Annotated in this window: 19 protein-coding genes and 2 tRNA genes; 12 read left to right on the plus strand and 9 right to left on the minus strand. The window is 73.2% G+C overall.

Annotated elements, in window-relative coordinates; genetic code table 11:
• The first annotated feature begins 131 nt into the window (after window positions 1-131).
• Window positions 132-872: a YidC/Oxa1 family membrane protein insertase gene (locus ABZ457_RS27365; protein ID WP_359162545.1), complete on the plus strand. Its 741-nt coding sequence runs from the start codon at window positions 132-134 to the stop codon at window positions 870-872.
• A 153-nt stretch (window positions 873-1,025) separates the two neighbouring features.
• Window positions 1,026-1,901, plus strand: coding sequence for a fumarylacetoacetate hydrolase family protein (locus ABZ457_RS27370; RefSeq protein WP_359162547.1), 876 nt, complete (start codon window positions 1,026-1,028; stop codon window positions 1,899-1,901).
• A 186-nt stretch (window positions 1,902-2,087) separates the two neighbouring features.
• Here the strand turns inward: ABZ457_RS27370 and ABZ457_RS27375 are convergent, their stop codons facing one another.
• Complete coding sequence (locus tag ABZ457_RS27375) at window positions 2,088-2,672, minus strand: heme-degrading domain-containing protein (protein ID WP_359162550.1); 585 nt, start codon at window positions 2,670-2,672, stop codon at window positions 2,088-2,090.
• Window positions 2,669-3,757, minus strand: a complete 1,089-nt coding sequence (locus ABZ457_RS27380; RefSeq protein ID WP_359162553.1) for a Gfo/Idh/MocA family oxidoreductase — start codon at window positions 3,755-3,757, stop codon at window positions 2,669-2,671. The genes ABZ457_RS27375 and ABZ457_RS27380 overlap by 4 nt, the downstream gene beginning before the upstream one ends.
• A 155-nt stretch (window positions 3,758-3,912) precedes the next feature.
• On the opposite strand from ABZ457_RS27380, the gene ABZ457_RS27385 reads away from it, so the two are divergent.
• From ABZ457_RS27385 to ABZ457_RS27405, 5 genes are all read left to right on the plus strand, one after another.
• Window positions 3,913-5,049 (plus strand): ROK family transcriptional regulator, encoded by a 1,137-nt coding sequence (locus tag ABZ457_RS27385; protein WP_359162596.1) that lies wholly within the window; start codon window positions 3,913-3,915, stop codon window positions 5,047-5,049.
• A gap of 207 nt (window positions 5,050-5,256) precedes the next feature.
• Window positions 5,257-6,150 carry a hypothetical protein gene (locus ABZ457_RS27390; RefSeq protein ID WP_359162556.1) on the plus strand — a complete coding sequence of 298 codons (894 nt, stop codon included), beginning with the start codon at window positions 5,257-5,259 and terminating at the stop codon, window positions 6,148-6,150.
• A gap of 137 nt (window positions 6,151-6,287) precedes the next feature.
• Window positions 6,288-7,067, plus strand: a complete 780-nt coding sequence (locus tag ABZ457_RS27395) for an HAD-IIA family hydrolase (protein WP_018846400.1) — start codon at window positions 6,288-6,290, stop codon at window positions 7,065-7,067.
• 145 nt (window positions 7,068-7,212) lie between these two features.
• Window positions 7,213-7,830, plus strand: a complete 618-nt coding sequence (locus tag ABZ457_RS27400) for a hypothetical protein (protein WP_359162560.1) — start codon at window positions 7,213-7,215, stop codon at window positions 7,828-7,830.
• A 1-nt stretch (window position 7,831) separates the two neighbouring features.
• On the plus strand, window positions 7,832-8,614 hold the full coding sequence (locus ABZ457_RS27405; RefSeq protein ID WP_359162563.1) for a class F sortase: 783 nt from the start codon (window positions 7,832-7,834) through the stop codon (window positions 8,612-8,614).
• Between the two features lie 57 nt (window positions 8,615-8,671).
• Here ABZ457_RS27405 and ABZ457_RS27410 read toward each other — a convergent pair.
• Window positions 8,672-8,745 (minus strand) — tRNA-Lys (locus ABZ457_RS27410).
• Between the two features lie 202 nt (window positions 8,746-8,947).
• On the opposite strand from ABZ457_RS27410, the gene ABZ457_RS27415 reads away from it, so the two are divergent.
• The 4 genes from ABZ457_RS27415 to ABZ457_RS27430 all read left to right on the plus strand — a co-directional run bounded on the left by ABZ457_RS27415 (window position 8,948) and on the right by ABZ457_RS27430 (window position 13,103).
• On the plus strand, window positions 8,948-10,237 hold the full coding sequence (locus ABZ457_RS27415; RefSeq protein ID WP_359162566.1) for a peptidoglycan-binding protein: 1,290 nt from the start codon (window positions 8,948-8,950) through the stop codon (window positions 10,235-10,237).
• 159 nt (window positions 10,238-10,396) lie between these two features.
• Window positions 10,397-11,626 (plus strand): SPFH domain-containing protein, encoded by a 1,230-nt coding sequence (locus ABZ457_RS27420; RefSeq protein WP_359162569.1) that lies wholly within the window; start codon window positions 10,397-10,399, stop codon window positions 11,624-11,626.
• 117 nt (window positions 11,627-11,743) lie between these two features.
• The gene (locus ABZ457_RS27425) at window positions 11,744-12,331 is read left to right on the plus strand and encodes a lytic polysaccharide monooxygenase (RefSeq protein WP_359162572.1); all 588 of its coding nucleotides are present in this window, start codon (window positions 11,744-11,746) and stop codon (window positions 12,329-12,331) included.
• Window positions 12,332-12,608: 277 nt separating this feature from the next.
• Window positions 12,609-13,103, plus strand: coding sequence for a phospholipase (locus tag ABZ457_RS27430; protein WP_359162575.1), 495 nt, complete (start codon window positions 12,609-12,611; stop codon window positions 13,101-13,103).
• 66 nt (window positions 13,104-13,169) lie between these two features.
• Here the strand turns inward: ABZ457_RS27430 and ABZ457_RS27435 are convergent.
• The 6 genes from ABZ457_RS27435 to ehuB all read right to left on the minus strand — a co-directional run bounded on the left by ABZ457_RS27435 (window position 13,170) and on the right by ehuB (window position 17,296).
• Window positions 13,170-13,243 (minus strand) — tRNA-Lys (locus tag ABZ457_RS27435).
• 118 nt (window positions 13,244-13,361) lie between these two features.
• Complete coding sequence (locus ABZ457_RS27440; protein ID WP_359162578.1) at window positions 13,362-14,120, minus strand: IclR family transcriptional regulator C-terminal domain-containing protein; 759 nt, start codon at window positions 14,118-14,120, stop codon at window positions 13,362-13,364.
• A gap of 165 nt (window positions 14,121-14,285) precedes the next feature.
• Window positions 14,286-15,065: an amino acid ABC transporter ATP-binding protein gene (locus tag ABZ457_RS27445; protein ID WP_359162581.1), complete on the minus strand. Its 780-nt coding sequence runs from the start codon at window positions 15,063-15,065 to the stop codon at window positions 14,286-14,288.
• Complete coding sequence (gene ehuD / locus ABZ457_RS27450) at window positions 15,055-15,705, minus strand: ectoine/hydroxyectoine ABC transporter permease subunit EhuD (protein WP_359162584.1); 651 nt, start codon at window positions 15,703-15,705, stop codon at window positions 15,055-15,057. The genes ABZ457_RS27445 and ehuD overlap by 11 nt, the downstream gene beginning before the upstream one ends.
• Window positions 15,702-16,442 carry an ectoine/hydroxyectoine ABC transporter permease subunit EhuC gene (ehuC, locus tag ABZ457_RS27455; protein WP_359162587.1) on the minus strand — a complete coding sequence of 247 codons (741 nt, stop codon included), beginning with the start codon at window positions 16,440-16,442 and terminating at the stop codon, window positions 15,702-15,704. The genes ehuD and ehuC overlap by 4 nt, the downstream gene beginning before the upstream one ends.
• Window positions 16,439-17,296: an ectoine/hydroxyectoine ABC transporter substrate-binding protein EhuB gene (ehuB, locus tag ABZ457_RS27460; protein ID WP_359162590.1), complete on the minus strand. Its 858-nt coding sequence runs from the start codon at window positions 17,294-17,296 to the stop codon at window positions 16,439-16,441. Before ehuB ends, ehuC begins: the two co-directional genes overlap by 4 nt.
• Window positions 17,297-17,365: 69 nt before the next feature.
• Between ehuB and ABZ457_RS27465 the strand changes: the two genes are divergently transcribed.
• A complete protein-coding gene (locus tag ABZ457_RS27465; protein ID WP_359162593.1) occupies window positions 17,366-17,860 on the plus strand; it encodes a DUF3830 family protein in 495 nt (164 codons plus the stop codon).
• Window positions 17,861-18,061 lie beyond the last annotated feature (201 nt).

Here is an 18,061-nt window from a genome sequence, read left to right on the forward strand (position 1 = left end):
CCTCCAGCACCGTCGCCGCCGACCCCACCCCCGCCGTACCGCCGCGCGCCCCCGTGGCCGGCCATTCGCCCGCCCCCCGCGCGCCGCCCCGGCGACTCCCCGGCACGACGAGACCCCCGGAGGGCTCACCCATGTCCGTTTTCGCCACGTTGGTCGAACGCCTCGCCGAGCTGCTCCAGCCCCTGTTCGCCACCTCGGCCACCGCCGCCGCGATCATCGTCTTCACCGCGCTCGTGCGCCTCGCCGTCCACCCGCTGTCCCGGGCCGCCGCGCGCGGCGCCAAGGCGCGTACCCGGCTCGCCCCGCAGGTCGCCGCGCTCCGCAAGAAGCACGGCAAGGACCCCGAGCGCCTGAAGCAGGCCACCCTGGAGCTGTACGCGAAGGAGAAGACCTCCCCGCTCTCCGGCTGCCTCCCCTCGCTGCTCCAGCTCCCCGCGTTCTTCCTGATGTACCACCTGTTCTCGAACTCCCGGATCGGCGGCGAGCCCAACTCCCTGCTCGACCACAGCCTCTTCGCCGCCCCGCTCGGCGGGCGCTGGACGGACGCGCTCGCCGACGGCGGGGTGTTCGGCGGGGCCGGGCTCGTCTACCTGGGGCTCTTCGTGATCGTCGCGGCGGTGGCGACCTTCAACTACCGGCGCACCAAGAGCCAGATGGCCGCCGCGCCCGTCGCGGACGGGGAGCAGGTGCCGGGCATGGGGGCGATGCTCAAGGTCATGCCGCTGATGTCGTTCGCGACGCTCGTCACCGTGGCCGTGGTGCCGCTGGCCGCCGCGCTGTACGTGGTCACCAGTACGACGTGGAGCGCGGTGGAGCGGGTCTTCCTGTACCGGGACATGCCGGTCGCGGGCGCGCTCACCCCGGCCGGGTGACGGGCCGGGCCTCCGGACACGGCGCACGGCCGGTCCACGGTGTGAACAGGGTCTTGCGGGCCGGTGGGAACTCTTGGAGGATCGACCAAGTCTCCGCGTCTCGACGGCCGCACCTGTCGGTCCGGGGTCGATGTCGACCGGGAGAGACCCACGATGAAGCTGCTGCGTGTCGGTACGGCCGGCGCCGAGCGCCCCGCCCTGCTCGCCGAGGACGGAACCACCGAGGACGGAACCACCCTGTACGACCTGTCCGGGCTCGTCCCGGACATCGACGGCGCACTCCTCGCCGACGACGCCGCCCTCGCCCGGATCCGGGCCGCGGCCGCCGCCGGGGAGCTGCCCGTCCTCGACGCCACCGGGCTCCGCGTGGGCCCGCCGCTGGCCCGCGTCGGAAAGGTGGTCTGCATCGGGCTGAACTACCACGACCACGCGGCCGAGACCGGGGCCGCGCCGCCCGCCGAGCCGGTCGTCTTCCTCAAGGCGTCCGACACGGTCGTCGGCCCGGAGGACACCGTCCTGATCCCGCGCGGCAGCCGCAAGACGGACTGGGAGGTCGAACTGGCGGTCGTCATCGGCCGCACGGCGCGCTACCTCACGGACGACGAGGACCCCCTCGCGTACGTCGCCGGGTACGCCGTCTCCCACGACGTGTCCGAGCGGGAGTTCCAGATCGAGCGCGGCGGCACCTGGGACAAGGGCAAGAACTGCGAGACCTTCAACCCGCTCGGCCCCTGGCTGGTGACCGCCGACGAGGTGCCCGACCCGGGGGCGCTGGGGCTGCGGCTCTGGGTCAACGGGGAGCTGCGCCAGAACGGGTCCACCGCCGACCAGATCTTCCCGGTCGCCGAGGTGGTCCGCTACCTCAGCCGGTTCATGACCCTGCACCCCGGCGATGTGATCAACACCGGCACCCCGGCGGGCGTCGCGATGGGGCAGCCGGAGCCCAAGCCGTATCTGCGGGCGGGTGACGTCGTCGAGCTGGAGGTGGACGGGCTCGGCCGCCAGCGCCAGGAGCTCAAGGACGCGTAGCCCCGGCCCGGGGCGAGCCACGCGCAAGACGCGCCACGCGCGAAAGCCAAACGGGCCACGCGTGAAAGAGGCGCGGCCCGGCACGCGGGGGACGTGCCGGACCGCGCCGGTCCGGGGGACCGGCCCGGGCCAGGAGAGGGCCGCGCCGGTCCGGAAGACCCGGGGCGCGGGCCCCGGGCCAGGGCGTCAGGACGGCGCGCCCGCCACCCCGCTCGACCCGTCCGCGTGCGCCGCGAACCGCTCCAGCGCGTCGACCACCAGGGCGTGGTCCTCGGCCTGCGGCAGACCGGAGACCGTCACCGAGCCGACGAGGCCGACGCCCTCGACGTTGATCGGGAACGAGCCGCCGTGCGCCGCGTACACGTCCGGGTCGAGCCGGGAGGACTCCTCGAAGGTGGTGCCCTTGGCGCGGTGCCGGGCCCCGACCAGGTACGAGCTGACGCCGTACCGCTCGACGACCCGGCGCTTGCGGTCGATCCAGGCGTCGTTGTCGGCGCTGGCGCCGCTCAGCGCGAAGTGGAAGAGCTGCTGCGGGCCCCGGCGGATGTCGATCGCGACCGGCGCCTCACGCAGCCGGGCCATCTCCACCAGCAGACTGCCCAGCTTCCAGGCGTCCTCGTTGGTGAACCCGCCGAGGGTGAGACGGTGTTCCTGCTCGGCGATCTCCTCCACGGACAGATGCTCCGACGGCGGCTTCGGCTGCGAGGGCTTCGGCTGTGACGGCCGCGGCTGCGAGGGCTGCGGCTGCGGGCTGGCGGTGGTGCCGGTCATGCGCTGATCTCCACGGTCACGCCGTCCCTGGCGGAGCGGCGGGCGGCTTCCAGGACGTCGAGGGCGGCGGCCGCCTCCTCGGCGGTCACCGGGACCGGGCCCTCGCCGCGGACCGCCCCGACGACCGCCGCGTAGTACGCGGGGTAGTCGCCCGGCAGCGTCGGGACAAGGGCGCCCCCACCGGTGACCGGGGACTCCCCGGACCCGATGCGGCCCCACATCGACTTGGGCTCCTCGCCCCAGGAAACACCCTCGGCCGGACGCCTACCGTCCCGCAGATCGGCCTCCTGGGGGTCGAGCCCGTACTTCACGTACCCCGCCTTGGAGCCGAGCACGCGGAAACGCGGGCCGAGCTGCGCCGTCGTCGCGCTCACGTACAGATGGGAGCGGACGCCGTTGGTGTGGGTGACGGCGATGAAGGTGTCGTCGTCCGCCTCTGCGCCCGGGCGGCGCACATCGGACTCCGCGTAGACCAGCGCGGCCGGGCCGAAGAGGGAGAGCGCCTGGTCGACGACATGGCTGCCCAGGTCGTAGAGGAGGCCGCCGATCTCCGCCGGGTCCCCGGACTCGCGCCAGCCGCCCTTGGGCTGCGGGCGCCAGCGCTCGAAGCGGGACTCGAAGCGCCGCACATCCCCGAGGGCGCCCTCCGCGAGCAGATGGCGCAGGGTGAGGAAGTCGTTGTCCCAGCGGCGGTTCTGGAAGACGGAGAGCGCCAGGCCCCGCTCCTTCGCCAGCCCGGCGAGGGCGCGCGCCTCGGCCGCCGTGCCGGCCACCGGCTTGTCCACGACCACCGGCAGACCGGCTTCGAGGGCGGCGGTGGCGATCGGGACATGGGTCCTGTTGGGGGAGGCCACGACGACGAGGTCCAGCTCGCCGGCCCGCTCCCACAGCTCGTCCGGCGAGGCGGCGAAGCGGACGCCCTCCCCGAGGGCCGCCCGCGCCTCGGCCCGGCGCTCCTCGCGGGAGGTGACCACGGTGTCGACGACCAGACCGTCGGTGGAGGCGATCAGCGGGGCGTGGAACACGGAGCCCGCGAGGCCGTAGCCCACGAGCCCGACGCGGAGGGGGGTGCCGGAGCCAGTCATGGACCCCACTTAAGCAACGCTGTTGCCAAAGTGCAAGCGTCCCGGAGAATGGGGGCGTGACCACCCACCGTCCCGTGACCACCCACCGTCCCAGCGCCCCGGGCGCCACGCGCGGACCCCGCACCGGACAGCCCGCGGGCGTCAACCTCCCGGCCCTGCGCAGCCACAACGCGGCGCTCGTCCTCGACCTGCTGCGCACCGCGGGCGAGGACGGGATCAGCCGGATCGAACTGGCCGAGGGCACCGGCCTGACCCCGCAGGCCGTCAGCAAGATCACCGGCCGGCTGCGCGAGGAGGGCATGGCGGCGGAGGCGGGCCGGCGCGCCTCCACCGGGGGCAAGCCGCGCACGGTGCTGCGGCTGGTCCCGTCGGCGGGGCACGCGGTGGGGCTGCAACTGGACCGGGACGAGCTGCGGGCCGTCCTCCTCGACCTCGCGGGTACGCGCGTCGCGGACCGCCGGGCCCCGCTCGACCTCGGCGCGGGGGCGGACCGGGTCCTGACGACGGCCTCGGCGGAGGTCGCGGCCCTGCTGGCCCGGGCGGGCCGGGCGGGCGGCACGGACCGGGCGGACGCGCGGGAGGCGCCGGGGCCGGAGGTGGAGACATCCGGCCCCGCCGGGTCGCGGGTGCTCGGCGTCGGGGTCGCGATGCCCGGGCCGCTCGACCACCACGCCGGGGTCCCGGGCCGGGTCACCGGCTTCCCCGCGTGGGCCGGGTACCCCCTGCGGGACGCGCTCGCCCGGCGCCTCGCCCTCCCCGTCGTCCTCGACAAGGACACCAACGCCGCCGCCCTCGGCCTCGCCCTGCGCGGCCCGGGCGACTCCTTCGCGTACCTCCACCTCGGCACCGGCCTCGGGGCCGGGCTGGTGCTCGGCGGCGGGCTGTACCGGGGCGCGCGCACCGGCGCGGGCGAGTTCGGACACCAGGTCGTGCAGCTCGACGGGCCCCTGTGCGGGTGCGGCGGGCGCGGCTGCGTCGAGGCGCTCTGCCTGGCCGCCGTCGCGGGCGGCGACCTCGGGGGCGCGGCCCGGGTGCTCGGGACCGGGGCGGCCAATCTCGTCGGACTGCTCGACATCGACCGCGTGCTGCTCGGCGGACGCACGGTCGCCGCCGCCGAGGACGTCTTCGTGCGCGGGGTCGGCGAGGTGGTGGCGGCGCGCGGCGGCGGGGTGCCGGTCGAGGCGGCCCCCGGCGGCGCGGACACCGTCGCGGAGGGGGCGGCCCATCTGGTGCTCGCCCCGGTCTTCGGACGTGCCCCGGCCCCGGCGGCCTCCACCCCGTCTCCGGCCTGACCCGCCCCGACCGGCCGCCCCGAAGGGCCCCGCCCGCGCCCGCCGCCATGCGCCCCGGCACCGAATACGCGGACACGGGGGGCGTTGCACCGCTGTTCGGCGGTACACGGCACACCCCCGGCGGGCGCCCCGGGCAACGATGGCAGGGCCCCGGGCCACCGGCCCGCGGCCCCGCCCGGCGACCGTGAGCAAGCAAAGGCCACCCCCATGCGACTGCGCACCGCCCTCGCCCTCCCGGCCGGTACGGCCACGGCCGCCGTGCTGGCCGCCGCCCTGCTGGCGAGCCCCGCCACCGCCGACGACACCCCGGCCGCCGACCGCCCCGCCGCACCGCCCGCCGCGCGGGAGCAGGGCGACGCGGTGCCCGCCGACCGCCAGCCGACCTGCGGGAAGTCCACCGATCCGGGCTTCCCGATCGAGACCCGTATCCACGGCGGCCCCCGTACCGTGCAAGCCGGTTCGGGCTTCCAGGGCTGGCGCATCGACCTCACCAACACCACCCGCGAGCTGTGCCACCACATCCACCCGGTGGTCGTCCTGACCGGGACGCCGCTCGCGCCCGACCGCGTCGCCGTCGAGTTCCGGGACGGTGACGCCGGGCGCTGGCGCCCGGTGACCCTGGAGCGGACCAGCGAGGACGAACTGGTCGGCGCCTTCGACGACGGCTTCCGGGGCTTCGTCGTCCCGGCCGACGGGACGGTGACCGTGCCCGTCCGCTTCTCCCTCGCGGCCGGCACCGCCCCCGGCGAGGTCACCGTCAACGCGGCGGTCGTCCAGCGCCGGGGCGACGACGGCGACTGGGTCGGGGCGTCCGAGGACTACCACCTCACCGTGACCGAGGGGACCGCCCGGCCCTCCGGCTCCGCCGAGTCGCAGGAGCCGGACCCGGACGTCGACGGGGACGCGGACCGGGACCCCGGCACCGCGCGGCCCTCCGGTACGCCCGAGGCGTCCTCGCCCCCCTGGCTGCCCGAGCAGCTCGCCTCGACCGGCGCCGGCACGGGCGTACGCGTCCTCGCGGCCGCGGCGACCCTCGCGCTCGGCACCGGTATCGCCCTGCTCGTCCTCCGCCGCCGCGTCGCCCCGCGCTCCCGCCGCTGACCAGGGCCCTTCGTACGGATCAGGTCACGCGGGCCCGGCCTGATCCGCACGAAGGCCCCTTACGCTGGTGGGCGTCGCCACAGCGCCGTCGCGGCGCCCACCCGCATGTACGACACGCACGGCAGGAGTCCGCCCGCATGGCAGAGCGCAAGCCGATCGAATCCTGGCTGACCGACATGGACGGCGTCCTCATCCACGAGGGCGTCCCCATCCCCGGAGCCGACGCCTTCATCAGGAAGCTGCGGGAGACCGGCAAGCCCTTCCTCGTGCTCACCAACAACTCCATCTACACCGCCCGTGACCTGCACGCCCGCCTCTCCCGCATGGGTCTGGACGTGCCCGTGGAGAACATCTGGACCTCGGCGCTGGCGACCGCCCAGTTCCTGGACGACCAGCGCCCCGGCGGCACCGCCTACGTCATCGGCGAGGCGGGACTGACCACGGCCCTGCACGACATCGGCTATGTGCTCACCGACCACGAGCCGGACTACGTGGTCCTCGGCGAGACCCGCACCTACAGCTTCGAGTCCCTGACGAAGGCCATCCGCCTGATCAACAACGGCGCGCGGTTCATCTGCACCAACCCCGACGAGACCGGCCCGTCGACCGAGGGGCCGCTCCCGGCGACGGGCAGTGTGGCCGCGCTGATCACCAAGGCGACCGGCAAGGACCCGTACTTCGCGGGCAAGCCCAACCCGCTGATGATGCGCACCGGCCTGAACGCGATCGGGGCGCACTCCGAGACCAGCGCCATGATCGGCGACCGGATGGACACGGATGTGCTCGCGGGTCTGGAGGCCGGGATGGAGACCTTCCTGGTCCTGACCGGCCTCACGGCGCCGGGGGACGTGGACCGCTACCCGTTCCGTCCGTCCACGGTCGTCGACTCCATCGCGGACCTCGTCGACCGCGTCTGACGGACGCCACCCGGCCCCCGGTGACCCTCAGTGACCCGCGCCTCGGCAACGGCGCAGGTCAGCGGCGCGCCGACGGAGGGTGACCGGTGCTGCGGATGCGGAAACGCGCCGTACGCGTGACTCTGGCGGTATCAGGAGGTTCACGATGCGTGCAGGTTCCCTTGCTCTCCGTTCCGTGGGTGCGGCCGCCGTCCTCGTGCTGGCACCCGCCGTGACCGCGACCGCGGCCACCGTCGCCGACGACTCCGCGAGTTCCCCGGGCTCCGCCGGGGCGACGGCCCGGCTGACCCCCGCCGAGGCGGTGCCCGGCGGTACGGTCCGGGTCGGCGCCACCGGCTGCTCCGGCGGCTCGGCGCTCGCGAGATCCGAGGCGTTCATGGGCGACGCGGAACTGCGCACCGTGACCGGTCAGCGTGCCCTCGCCGGCACGGCACGCGTACGGCCCGGCGCCGGGCCGGGTGCCTTCGGCGTCCGCATCCTCTGTGACGGGCGGGACCACGGGGAGACCGGTCGGCTCCTGGTGCGGGCGATGCCCGCCGGCGGGGCGGAGAAGGTGGCCCGGACGGTGCACGCCTCACCGGTCGCTCCCGTGCGCGCGGGCGGCGGCGGGACTGCGGCCATCGCGATGCCGGTCGCCGCGGTCGACCCCGAGGACACCGGACCGAGCGCCACACAGACGGTGGTGGGCCTGGTGCTCGCCGGGGCCGCCGCCGTCGCCTTCGCGGTGCGCAGCGCGCGCCGGCGCCGTACGGACTCCGACTGAGATGCCCGCGCGGATACGCCCGGAGGGCGCGGCAGCGGGACCGGGTACGTCGGCGGGATCGGGCACGGAAGCGGGCGCCGGACCGGGCGAGGGAGTGGGCGCGGCCGGGGTGCGGCGGGCGGTGATCGGGGTGGTCTGGGCCGTCCTCGTCCTGGTGCTCTGGCTGTGGGGCGGCGGCGCCCCCGGTGGCGCGGCGGGCATGTCCGCGCCGACGACCGGCGACCTGGCGGCGGTCGGCCGCCCGCCCGGCGTCCCCATGCCGGCCGCCCACGCGCCGCTCGACGTCTCCACGCCCCGCCGGCTCGACGTCCCGGCCCTCGGCGTCTCCGCCCCCGTCGTGGTGCGCGGCCTCGACGAGCGGGGCGCGATCGACCCGCCTCCGTACACGGCGGGCGGGAGTGTCGGCTGGTACGGGGGCGGGGCCCGGCCGGGGGAGCCGGGTGCGGCGATCATCGTCGGCCATGTCGACACCGAGACCCGTCCGGCCGTCTTCTACGACCTCAGCACCCTCCGTCCGGGCGAGCGGGTCAGGGTGACGGGGGAGGACGGCGAGACCACCGAGTTCACCGTGGACGATGTGCGCGTCTTCGGACCGGAGCGCTTCGACGCCCGCCAGGTGTACGGCCCCCGCGTCGCCGGCCGCCCGGAGCTGCGCCTGATCACCTGCGGCGGGACCTTCGACCGGTCGACCGGCGGATACACGGCGAACGTGGTCGTCTCCGCGTACCTCACCGGAACGGGAACGGGAACGGGTCCGGGCCCCGGTCCGGCCACGGGCTCCTGACCCGCGGACCGTACGACGAAGGCCCTCCCACGCGCGTGGGAGGGCCTTCGTTTCGCGTGCGCCGCCAGGGACTCGAACCCCGGACCCGCTGATTAAGAGTCAGCTGCTCTAACCAACTGAGCTAGCGGCGCCTGCTGACCTGGAGAACTCTACCCGACGCGCGGGAGTGCTCCGCACACCCCGCGGGCCCCCCGCCGCCGCGCCCAGCCCGGCCGGATCGTTGTTTTTACCCTTTCGTACGTCAAAATGCGTTTTGTCCATCCGGTTGGGACACTGGCGCACGTGACACACCGTCAGAGGATCTTGCCGATTGCGAATGGGGAGGCGACGCGTATGGCCGTGCCGGTCTTCGAGGAGTACGAGCCCGCCGGTGACTGCGACTGCGCCGGATGCGTCGAGCGGCGACGCGCCCTGGCCGCCGGAGGGCACCCCTCCGCGCACGGCTGCCGGCGCGCGCTGGTGCTGGTGACCACCGCCGGGGTGGTCCTGGGCGGCGCCGGCGGTGCCGCCGCCTCCGCCCAGGCGTCCGGTGGCCCGGCCCGTGCCGTCGCCCCGTCCGCCGACCCCCTCCCGCCGACCGAGCAGGGGGCCACCGGCCCGCTGCACGGCCCCGCCGGGAAGCCCGCCAACCAGGCCAACCAGACGGCGCTGAAGGCCACCACCCGTACCGAGATCATCAACCGGGCCAAGAAGTGGGTCTCGGCCAAGGTGCCGTACAGCATGACCAAGTACTGGTCCGACGGCTACCGCCAGGACTGCTCCGGCTATGTCTCGATGGCCTGGAGCCTCGCGGGCAACGAGTGGACCGGCAGCCTCGCCGCATTCGGCGACCGGATCCAGCGCGAGGACCTCCAGCCCGGCGACATCCTGCTCTTCCACAACCCGGCCGACCCCGGGGCGGGTTCGCACGTCACGATCTTCGGCGGCTGGACCGACTACACGCACACCTACTACGTGGCGTACGAGCAGACCAAGCCCCGCACCCGCAAGCAGTCCACACCCATGGCCTACTGGAACAACTCCGCCGGCTATGTGGCCTACCGCTACAAGGGCCTCTCCAGCGGGACGGCCGGCGGTGGCGAGAGCACGGCGGCGCCCTTCCCCGGCACCTCCGCCTTCGGGCCCGGCAAGAAGAACGCCCATGTCACCCGGCTCGGCGAACTCCTGGTGCAGCGCGGCGGCAAGCGCTTCTACGAGGAGGGCCCGGGCCCGGAGTGGACGGCGGCGGACCGCCGCGCCACCCAGGCGTTCCAGCTGGCGCAGGGCTGGCGGGGCGCGGAGGCCGACGGCTATCCGGGCCCGCACACCTGGCGGCTGCTGGTGAACGGCCAGGGCAAGGACATCCCGCCCGCCGTCACGGCCGGCCCGTCCGCCCAGCCGCCCGCCTTCCCCGGCCGGGACCACTTCCGGCCGGGCCGCACCAACGCCCATGTGACCCAGCTCGGGAAGCAGCTCGTCAAGCGGGGCTACGGCAAGCACTACGCCGAGGGCCCCGGGCCGCAGTGGACCGAGGCGGACCGGCGCAACGTCCAGGCGTTCCAGCGGGCCCAGGGCTGGCGGGGCGCGGAGGCCGACGGCTACCCCGGCCCGCACACCTGGCGCCTGCTCTTCGCGGCCCGCTGAGCCCGGCCACGGCGAGCAGAGAACCACGACCCCGCACGGAGAACCACACCCCGCAGCAGAGACACCCGCGGGAAGCAGAGACACCCACGGCAAGCGGACCAGCGCGGCGAACAGCCCACGCGGACCAGCACGGCAAGCAGGCAACGAAGGCGAGGCGGCATGAACACCACGACGTCGGACCCGGAGGGCCCCGTCCCGCCCGAGACCCCGCGGCGCAGCCCGGTCATCGCGAGCGAGACCACGACCGAGATCCCGGTGCACCTCCTGTTCCGGGACGACAGCGGGCCGCTGGCCCTGCCGTCCGGTCTGCGCCCCGCGGTGATCTCGCGGAGGAAGGGCACCGGGGAGCAGCCCAAGGTGGGTGCCTCGGGCCGGCCGGCCGGGGACGGCGGGACGGGAACCGGGCACGGCGCCGGCCCCGGGCGGGAGTCCGGCGGCCGGGCGCCGCTGCCGGCGGCGGCCGATCCGGCCGCACCGGCCGTCGACCCCCGGCTGACCGAGCGCCCGGGCCCGGTGCTCCCCGGCTGGACCGGGCTGGTCGCCGGGGGCTGCGCCCTCGCCGGGACCGGGGCACTGCTGTGGGGGACCGGGGCGGTGCCGGACGCGGTCGGGCGGATTCTCGGCGTCACCCCGCCCCCGTACCAGGGCATCGGCATCGGGGTGTGGTGCCTGCTGACCCTCGGGGTGCTGCTGATCCTGTTCGGCTTCGGGGGGCTGGGGCGCGGACAGGTCGGCCATGCGTGGGTGCTCACCCTGTGCGGCGACTACCGGGGGAGTGTCCGGCGCACCGGGCTGGTGTGGGTGAGCCCGCTGGTGCTGCGCCGGCGGATCGACGTCCGGCTCCGGCACTGGCGCAGTGAGCCGATGCCCGTGCACGACGCGGAGGGCACCGAACTGCGGGCGGTCGTCCTGGTGGTGTGGCGGGTGTCGGACACCGTCCGGGCCGTGCTCGGGGTGGAGAACCACGAGGCGTATCTCGCGGAGCAGGTCGAGGCGGCGACGGCCCGGGTGCTGTCGAAGCTGCCCGCCGACAGCTTCGGCGAGGCCGTCCCCACGCTGCGGGACGCGGGCACGGTCGGGGCCGAGCTGACGAAGGTGCTGGCGGAGCAGTGCGCGCCGGTGGGCATCGAGGTCTTCTCCGCGCAGCCGGTCGCCGTCGACTACGCGCCGGAGATCGCGGACGCCGTGCTGCGCCGGCGGATCGCGGCCATCGACGCCCGGCACCGGGACTCGGTCCTGACCTCGGTCGTCGACGCGGTCGAGGACACGGTGGGGCGGCTGACCGACCGCGGTCTGGTCGAGTTGGCGGACTACGAGCGCAAGGCCCTCGTGAAGGACCTCACCGTCGCCTTCTACACCGGCCGGGCCGGGGGCGCAGAGGCTCCGTGATTGGTCTGGACACGTCCAACAGGCTTCCCTACATTGAGACTTGGTCTAGACCGGAACCTTCACTACCGCACGCGTGCACCACCCAGGAACTCCCCCACGTTCTCAACGGAGCCAAGCATGCGAAAAAAGATAGGTGCGGCCGTCGTGGGCCTCGCCGTGGCGGGCACCACGGTGCTCGCCGGCGGCAGTGCCAGCAGCCACGGCTACACCGACTCGCCCATCAGCCGCCAGAAACTCTGTGCCAACGGCACGGTCACCAACTGCGGCAACATCCAGTGGGAACCCCAGAGCGTCGAGGGGCCCAAGGGCTTCCCGGCGGCGGGACCCGCCGACGGCAGGATCTGCGCCGGCGGCAACGGCCAGTTCGCGCAGCTCGACGACCCGCGCGGCGGAGCCTGGCCCACCACCAAGGTGAACTCAGGCCAGAACTACACCTTCCGCTGGCAGTTCACCGCACGTCACCGCACCACCGACTTCAAGTACTTCATCACCAAGAACGGCTGGAACCCCAGCCAGCCGCTGACCAGGGCCGCGCTGGAGTCGCAGCCGTTCCTGACCATCCCCTACGGCGGCCAGCAGCCGCCGGCCACGCTGTCCCATTCCGGCAACCTTCCCCAGAAGTCGGGCCGCCATCTGATCCTGGCGGTGTGGACGGTGCACGACACCGCCAACGCCTTCTACGCCTGCTCCGACGTGCAGTTCTGATCCCCCGCGTCGGCTGAGGCGTTTCGGCGCGCGGCGCGCCCTCCGGACCACCGCCGGGTTCGGAGGGCGCGCCGTCCGCGCGTCCGGCAGCATCTTTCGGCCAGGAGGCGCAATACCCCTGCGGTGACAGGGAGATGACGGGGCCGTGCGGAGACTTCATCCTTCTGTCGGCAGTGAGCCCTGTTGTTGGCGTGGACATGACTGCATGCTGGTGCCCGCCGTGGAAAGACCCCCACGGGCGTGTACCGACTCCCCCTGCTCCGCACGGAGGTTACGCATGCGCCACCGAACGGCCCTTCCCCTCGCCGCCGCCGCACTCGCCCTGCCCGCCGGCCTGCTCCTCGCCGGTCCCGCGTCCGCCGCTCCCGCCGACAAGCCCCAGGTCCTCAGCTCCTGGACGCAGACCAGCGCGTCCAGCTACAACGCCTGGGCCTCGGCCCGCGCGAACCAGGGCGCCTGGAGCGCGTACGGCTTCGACTGGTCCACCGACTACTGCTCCTCCTCGCCCGACAACCCCTTCGGTTTCCCCTTCGCCTCGTCCTGCGCCCGCCATGACTTCGGTTACCGGAACTACAAGGCGGCCGGGACCTTCAGCGCCCACAAGTCCCGCCTGGACTCGGCCTTCTACGAGGACCTGAAGCGGGTGTGCGCGCAGTACTCGGGGGCGACCCGGACCTCGTGCAACTCGACCGCCTGGACGTACTACCAGGCGGTGTCCGTCTTCGGGGTCGCGCCCGCGAAGGCCCCGGCCGGACTCGCGGCGGGGGTCTGACCTCCCTGATCCCCGGCTGACCGGAACGCGGAAGGCCCCTCGCTCTCGCGAGGGGCCTTCCGTCTGTGCGCCGCCAGGGACTCGAACCCCGGACCCGCTGATTAAGAGTCAGCTGCTCTAACCAACTGAGCTAGCGGCGCCTGACTCGCGGCCTGCCGTTTCGGGCGGGCCGACACAGCAATAGTACCTGGTCCCGGGGGGTGCTCCGCACCGGTTTCCGGCCCGCGGCCCGGCCGGGCGGGGCCGCGGGGTGCCCGGCTAGATCGCCAGGGAGAGGACCACCGGGGCCGCTCTGCGGTTCAGGGTCTCCGCCGCCTTGCGCAGGCGGTGGGCGTGCTCGATCGGCAGCGAGAGCGCCAGACAGCCCACGGCCGATCCGGCCGTCAGCGGGACCGCCGCGCAGACCGTGCCCACCGCGTACTCCTGGAGGTCCAGGACGGGGACGGTCGGCGGCTGGGAGTCCAGCTTGGAGAAGAGCAGCCGCTCGCTGGTGATGGTGCGGGAGGTGAGCCGGGCGATCTTGTGGCGGGAGAGGTGGTCGCGGCGGCCGTTCACGTCGAGTTGGGTGAGCAGGCACTTGCCGACCGCGCTGGCGTGGGCGGCCGAGCGGAAGTCGACCCACTCGTTGACCTTGGGCGTCAGCGGGCCGTCGGCGAACTGGGTGATCTTGACCTCGCCGTCGATGTACCGGCTGATGTAGACCGCGGCGCCCACCGAGTCCCGCAGTTCCACCAGGGTGTCCTGGAGCTTGGTCTGCAGGGCCTCCTTGCGCGTGGCGCCCGAGCCGAGGAGGACGAGGGAGTCGCCCGTCACATACGCGCCGTCGGCGACCTGCTCCACGTATCCCTCGCGGCGCAGCATGGCGAGCATGGGGGCGAGGTGGCCGGGAGGCAGCCCGGTCTCGCGGGCGATCTGGGCGTCGGTGACACCGCCACCGTGCCTGGAGACCGTCTCCAGGACTCGCAGGACGTAGTGCACCGAATGGAACGGCGCGGTCGGCTCGGGCTTCAGCGCCACGGTTTCCCCCTACCAGGTTGTGACCGCATGCTTGTTACCACGATAGCCGCCAAGGAGCCCTTGTAGGCGGGCTGTTGGCGGAAATGATGTGCGCCCCGGCCGTGTGGGCTGGGGCGCATCACCATGGCATATGCCTGCATCATGAGACGGGGGCGAATTACGTGGTCAGAGCACCGCTCCGAGGAACTCGCGCGTACGTTCGTGCTCGGGATCGGAGAAGATTTTCTCCGGCGGACCGGACTCGATGACCTTCCCGGAATCGAACATCAGGACCTCGTCGGAGATGTCCCGGGCGAAGCTCATCTCGTGGGTCACGATCACCATCGTGATGTCCGTGGTGCGTGCGATGTCCCGCAGCAGATCCAGCACCCCGGCGACCAGCTCCGGGTCCAGGGCCGAGGTGACCTCGTCCAGCAGCAGCACCCGGGGGCGCATCGCGAGGGCCCGGGCGATGGCGACGCGCTGCTGCTGCCCGCCGGAGAGCTGGGTCGGCCTGGCGTCCGCCCGGTCGCCGAGGCCCACCAGGTCCAGCAGCTCCCGGGCGCGGGTCTCGGCCTCCTCCTTGGACAGGCCCAGCACCCGCACCGGGGCCTCGGTGATGTTGCGCAGCACGGTCATGTTCGGGAACAGGTTGAACTGCTGGAAGACCATGCCGATCTTCTTCCGGGCCTCCCGCCGCTCCTTCTCGGCGGCCGGGAAGAGCTTCGACCCGTTGACGGTGATGGTGCCCTCGTCCGGGGACTCCAGGGTCATCAGCAGCCGCAGGATCGTCGTCTTGCCGGAGCCGGACGGGCCGATCAGGGTCACGTGCCGGCCCGGCTCCACCGAGAAGCACAGATCGTCGAGGACGGTGTTGTCGCCGAATCTCTTGGTGACGCCCTCGAACCGGATCAGCTCGTCCGGGGCGCCGGCGGACGGCGTGTCGGAGGTGGTGTCAGCGGACAAGACGGCGCTCCAGGGTTCGGACCAGCAGGGATGCCGGGTAGGCGATCAGGATGAAGGCGATGCCGATCACGGTGAGCGGCTCGGTGTACTGGAAGGTCGAGGCGCTTTCCAGCCGGGACTGCTGGAGCAGCTCCAGCACGCCGATCGCGGCCAGCAGCGGGGTGTCCTTCAGCATGGCGATCACGTAGTTGCCCAGCGCCGGGGTGATCCGGCGGATCGCCTGCGGCAGGATCACCGCGGTCCAGGTCCGGTGGGCCGGCAGGCTCAGGGCCGTCGCCGCCTCCCACTGGCCAGGCGGGACCGCCTCGATGCCCGCCCGGTAGACCTGGGCGGTGTACGTCGAGTAGTGCAGCCCGATCGCGATGATGCCGGTGGTCAGGGCGGAGAACTGGATGCCCCACTCCGGCAGCACGAAGTAGAGGAAGAAGAGCTGCACCAGCAGCGGCGTGGTGCGGACGAACTCGGTGAACGCGTTCACCGGCCAGCGCACGAAACGGCTCGGGGCGCGGAAGGCGAGCGCCCACACCAGGCCGAGGGTGAAGGAGATCAGGGAGCCGAGCACCAGGATCTGCAGGGTGAGCAGCACCCCGTCCCAGAAGCGCGGCATGAAGTCCGCCACCGCGGACCAGTCCCAGGTCATCGGGACGCACCCCCCGCCACCTCGGTACCGGCGATCTTCGACTCGGCCCGGCGGGAGAACAGTCCGCCGAGCAGGCCGGGTTCGGGTTCGATGCCGATGTTCCGCTTGCTCCGGCGCTCCAGCGCCTTCATGGAGCGGGTCACCACCAGCGCGAGCACGAAGTAGATCACCAGGCTGATCGTGTAGACCTGCGCGCTCTCCTGGGTGGCCAGCCGCACCAGGTACGCGGCGAAGGACACGTCGCCCACGCCGAGCAGCGACACCAGGGCGGTGCCCTTGAGCAGCTCCACGAGCAGGTTGCAGAAGGGCGGCATCATCTCGGGGACCGCCTGCGGCAGCAGGATCAGCCGCATCCGCTGCCAGGGCGTGAAGCTGAGGGCGACGCCCGCCTCACGCTGCGCGGGGGCGACCGAGTTCAGGGCGCCGCGCACGATCTCCGCGCCGTAGGCGCCGTAGGAGAGGCCGAGGGCGAGGACGGCGGCCCACATCGGGACCAGCTGCCAGCCCATCAGCGGCGGCACCACGAAGAACAGCCAGAACATCAGCACCAGGGCCGACGTACCGCGGAAGACCTCCGTGTAGAAGCCCGCGAGGAAGCGGACGGCGCGGGAGCGGTGGGTGCGGGCCATGCCGACGGTGAAGGCGGTGAAGGCGGCGAGGGCGGCGCTGTAGACCAGCAGCTGCACCGTGATCCATATGCCGGGGAGTACCCAGTTCTGCCAGAGTCCTGCTGTCATTTCCTGCACAGCTCCTCGGCGGTCAGGGTGGTCATCTCGGCCTCCGTGAAGCCGAAGGGCTTCAGGATCCGGAACAACTCGCCGCTCTTCTTCATCTTGTGGATCTCGGTGTTGAAGGCGTCCCGCAGATCGGTGTCGGTCGGGCGGAACGCGAAACCGCCGCCGTCGATCTGCCTCTTGCCGTCCACCACGGCGGCGAACGGCTTGGTCGCCTCCGCCCGCCGGCTCTTGCGGACCACCTCACGGGTGGTCAGGGCGGTGCCCGCGAAGACGTCCACGCGCCCGGACTCGACGGCGTTCAGCCCGGCCACCTGGTCCTGGAGGATCACGATCTCCTTCTCGGGGATGCCCGCGGCGATCGCGTACCCGATCTCCGCGTAGCCCGTGCCGGTCGCCAGCTTCGCCTTGGCGCGGACCACGTCCTCGTAGGAGTGGAGGTTCTTCGGGTTGCCCTTGCGGACGATGAAGGAGTCGAGCATCTGGTACTCGGGGTCCGAGAAGACGACCTGGGCGCAGCGCTCCTTGTTGATGTACATCCCGGCCGAGACCACGTCGAACTGCTGGGAGTTCAGCCCGGGGATCAGGGAGGCGAAGTCGGTGGCCACCGGCTGGACCCGGTCGACGCCCAGCCGCTTGAAGACGACCCGGGCCAGCTCCGGGGCCTCGCCCGTGAACTCGCCCTGCTCGTCCACATAGCCGTAGGGCACCTCGCCGGCGATGCCCAGGCGCACCGTGCCCTGGGACTTCAGCCGGGCGAGCGCGTCGCCGGAGGGCACCCGTGAACAGCCCGAGACGCCGGCGGCGGTGAGCGCCCCGGCGGCCGCGGTGCCGAACAGCAGAGTGCGTCTGCTCATCGGTCCTGCTTGTCTTGTTCGAGCCATGGGCGCGCGGCTACCCGAGCGGTCCGGGGGTATGCGTACGGGATGGCCGATCGATACCTGACCGTGTCCCTGGACAAGCGCGGCGTCCGCTGCACCGCCCGGCTGCTGACCGAGAAAGCACCTCTGACCTGCGACGCCGTCTGGGACGCGCTGCCGCTGTCCGCCGACGTCTACCATGCGAAGTACGCCCGGAACGAGATCTATGCCCTGTTCCCGGCCTTCGCCCCCGCGGAGCCCCCGCTGGAGAACCCGACGGTCACCCCCATCCCGGGCGACCTGTGCTACTTCACCTTCACCGACACCCAGTTGGGCACCGCCTCCTACGGCTACGGCGAGCGCGCCGGCCTCGTCCCGGTGACGGTGGACCTGGCCCTCTTCTACGAGCGCAACAACCTCCTCCTCAACGCGGACACCGGCTGGGTGCCGGGGATCGTGTGGGGCCAGGTGGTGGAGGGGCTGGACGGGATGGCCGCCGCCTGCCAGGACCTGTGGCGCACGGGCGCGGCGGGGGAGACGCTGTCCTTCCGCCGCGCCTGAAACGGACCCGCCGGCTCTGCCTGCGCCGCCGCCCGCGCGAGCCGGCCCAGGGGCGCCGCCCGCCTGAACCGGCCCTGGGGCACCGCCCGTCCGTCCGGCCGCCCGCCTCAGAAAGTGTTGGGTAAGCCGTTGATCACTCGTGGTTGAGGTCTTCGGTGAGGCGTCGGGCTGCTTCGGTCTCGATGGGGCCGTGCGGCTCGA

Origin of the sequence: Streptomyces sp. NPDC005805, assembly GCF_040630445.1 — a bacterium.
GTDB lineage: Bacteria > Actinomycetota > Actinomycetes > Streptomycetales > Streptomycetaceae > Streptomyces.